The sequence below is a fragment of the Acinetobacter terrae genome (assembly GCF_013004375.1).
Taxonomy (GTDB): domain Bacteria; phylum Pseudomonadota; class Gammaproteobacteria; order Pseudomonadales; family Moraxellaceae; genus Acinetobacter; species Acinetobacter terrae.
Genome location: NZ_JABERI010000011.1, coordinates 1 through 2,473, shown reverse-complemented (window position 1 = coordinate 2,473; position 2,473 = coordinate 1). Strand labels below are relative to the sequence as shown.

3 protein-coding genes are annotated in these 2,473 nt (G+C 47.3%); all 3 read left to right on the top strand.

The window, feature by feature from the left end; genetic code table 11:
* Positions 1–87: 87 nt before the first annotated feature.
* The 3 genes from HLH14_RS06280 (at position 88) to tnpC (ending at position 2,446) form a co-directional block, all read left to right on the top strand.
* Positions 88–468, top strand: coding sequence for a transposase (locus HLH14_RS06280; protein ID WP_086194812.1), 381 nt, complete (start codon positions 88–90; stop codon positions 466–468).
* Complete coding sequence (tnpB, locus tag HLH14_RS06275) at positions 465–800, top strand: IS66 family insertion sequence element accessory protein TnpB (RefSeq protein ID WP_067726311.1); 336 nt, start codon at positions 465–467, stop codon at positions 798–800. Before HLH14_RS06280 ends, tnpB begins: the two co-directional genes overlap by 4 nt.
* Positions 801–874: 74 nt before the next feature.
* Positions 875–2,446, top strand: a complete 1,572-nt coding sequence (gene tnpC, locus HLH14_RS06270) for an IS66 family transposase (protein ID WP_067726309.1) — start codon at positions 875–877, stop codon at positions 2,444–2,446.
* Positions 2,447–2,473: the final 27 nt, after the last annotated feature.

Here is a 2,473-nt window from a genome sequence, read left to right as displayed (position 1 = left end):
GTAAGTATCCGGCAAAGCACCTCCTTACCAATCTCTCTAATTAGCCTTATGTTAGTCCCCACTTAAAAATAAGTGGGGACTTAATTTATGACCACAAATATCCATGCATCAACCGTATCTGCTTCCAAAAAGCGAAGAACATACAGTGCTGAATTTAAAAATAGTATTGTTCAAGCCTGTAAAGAACCCAATACTTCAATCGCCTCAGTCGCTTTGCAGTATGGCCTGAATGCAAATCTCGTATGTAAATGGATTCGCCTTCTTGATGGCAGACAAACTCTGCACAACCCGGCACTACCCAAGCCCGCATTTATTGCCTTGCCTTACCCTGCAACATTCAATACATCTACTGCAGGAATGTTGCACGTTCACATTACTTTGCCTGATTCGAGCAGAGAGATCGGGCTGAAATGGCAGGCATCAGAAATGTCTGCCTTGGCAGAACTACTCAAGGCACTGGCAACATGATCCGTATCGATGAAATCTGGCTCTCTACCCAGCCGATGGACATGCGTGCAGGTATGGATACTGCCATGGCTCAGGTGCTGAGAGCCTTTGGCTACATCAAACCGCATTGCGCCTATCTGTTCTGTAATAAGCGTGGCCATCGCATGAAAGTGCTGGTGCATGATGGATTGGGTGTCTGGTTGTGTGCCCGACGGCTGGAACAGGGTAAATTTCACTGGGCTAAAGTTCACCAGGGTGAAACCGTGGCGATCAGCCCGGAACAGTTACAGGCCTTAATTCAGGGTCTGCCCTGGCAGAGAATCGGATTGCAGCAGGTGGTCACTATGCTCTAAACCAGGCTCGTGCATTCTGCTATTCTCCAAACGTTCTATTTCATTCTTCTCATGACCTCAGGCATACTGCGGTCATGAATATGCTGCCTGATTTAAACCAACTGACTCATGAACAACTGCTGGAATTCACCAGACAGTTGGCGATGCAGCATCAACAACTCGCAGAAGATAAACAACAATTAGATGCCAAAGTTCAACATCTCTCCATTCTCACGCAAAAATACGAGCATGAACTGGCGCTGTTTAAACGGCATAAATTCGGCTGTAAAAATGAACATTTAACCCAGAAACAAATCCATCTGTGGGATGAAGCGGTCGAAGAAGATATCGCAGCGGTTGATCTGGAGCTTGAACGACTTAATGCTAGTGAGACTGCTGTGCAAATACAAAAATTCAAGGTGAATAAACCTAAACGCCGAGCACTGCCAGATCACCTGGAAACGATCCGTATTGAGCATGAACCCACATCGACACAGTGTCACTGTGGTTGCACGCTGCGTCGTATCGGCGAAGATATCAGTGAAAAACTGAATTTCAGACCGGCACAGTTCTATAAGGAACAGCATGTGCGTGGTAAATGGGTCTGTGATCAGTGTGATACCCTGATTCAGCAACCAATGCCTGCACAAGCAATTGATAAAGGCATTGCTACACCTGAATTGCTCAGCCATGTGCTGGTATCCAAATATGCCGATCATTTACCCCTGTACCGTCAGCGCCTGATCTATCAACGAGCTGGAGTTGACTTGGCTCGATCTACTTTAGCTGACTGGGTCGGCCGCTGCGGTGTGGAGCTGGAGCCCTTGGTGGATACCTTGAAAGAGATGTTGCTGCAACAACAGGTGATCCATGCGGATGAAACGCCAGTAACGGTGATGCAGATCGGTGAGAAAAAGCCGAAAAAGGGTTATGTCTGGGCTTATGCGACGACACAGTACAATTCAATTCAGGCAGTCATCTATGACTTTCAAGATAGCCGTTCTGGTCAGCATGCTGAAGAGTTCCTGAAAGGCTGGCAGGGTCATCTGGTCTGTGATGATTATAGTGGTTATAAAGCACGCTTTAGATCAGGCCAGGTCATTGAGGTGGGCTGCATGGCGCATGCGCGTCGTAAGTTTCATGAACTGCATGTGACCGGGAAAAGTCAGATCGCTGAACATGCATTACAACTGATTCAGCAACTGTATGCTATAGAGGCTGAATTAAAAGAAACAGCCAACTGTACAGCAGAATATCGTCTACAGCGAAGGCAACAAGAGAGCCAGCCGATCATGCAGCAGTTACATGAATGGTTGACAGCACACCAGATGAAGGTGCCACCAAGTTCTGCAACCGCCAAGGCAATCAACTACAGCCTAAAACGTTGGACTGTATTAAGCCGCTATCTGGATGATGGCAATCTGCCGATTGATAATAATTGGCTCGAGAACCAAATGCGTCCCTGGGCTTTAGGACGTAAGAACTGGCTGTTTGCTGGCTCACTGCGCAGTGGTCAGCGAGCGGCAAATATTATGACGCTGATTCAGTCAGCAAAACTGAATGGGCTGAATCCGTATGCCTATCTCAGTGATGTGCTGAAAAGACTGCCGACACAGAAAATGAGCCAGATTGAAGAATTGTTGCCGCATAAGTGGAAGCCTGCCTGACTGAAGTAGGCTTCACCGGATGCTTAC

Bases quoted from the DNA above. Each gene is read 5' to 3' on its own strand.
- HLH14_RS06280 (WP_086194812.1), top strand. From the start codon at position 88: ATGACCACAAATATCCATGCATCAACCGTATCTGCTTCCAAAAAGCGA.
- tnpB (WP_067726311.1), top strand. From the start codon at position 465: ATGATCCGTATCGATGAAATCTGGCTCTCTACCCAGCCGATGGACATG.
- tnpC (WP_067726309.1), top strand. From the start codon at position 875: ATGAATATGCTGCCTGATTTAAACCAACTGACTCATGAACAACTGCTG.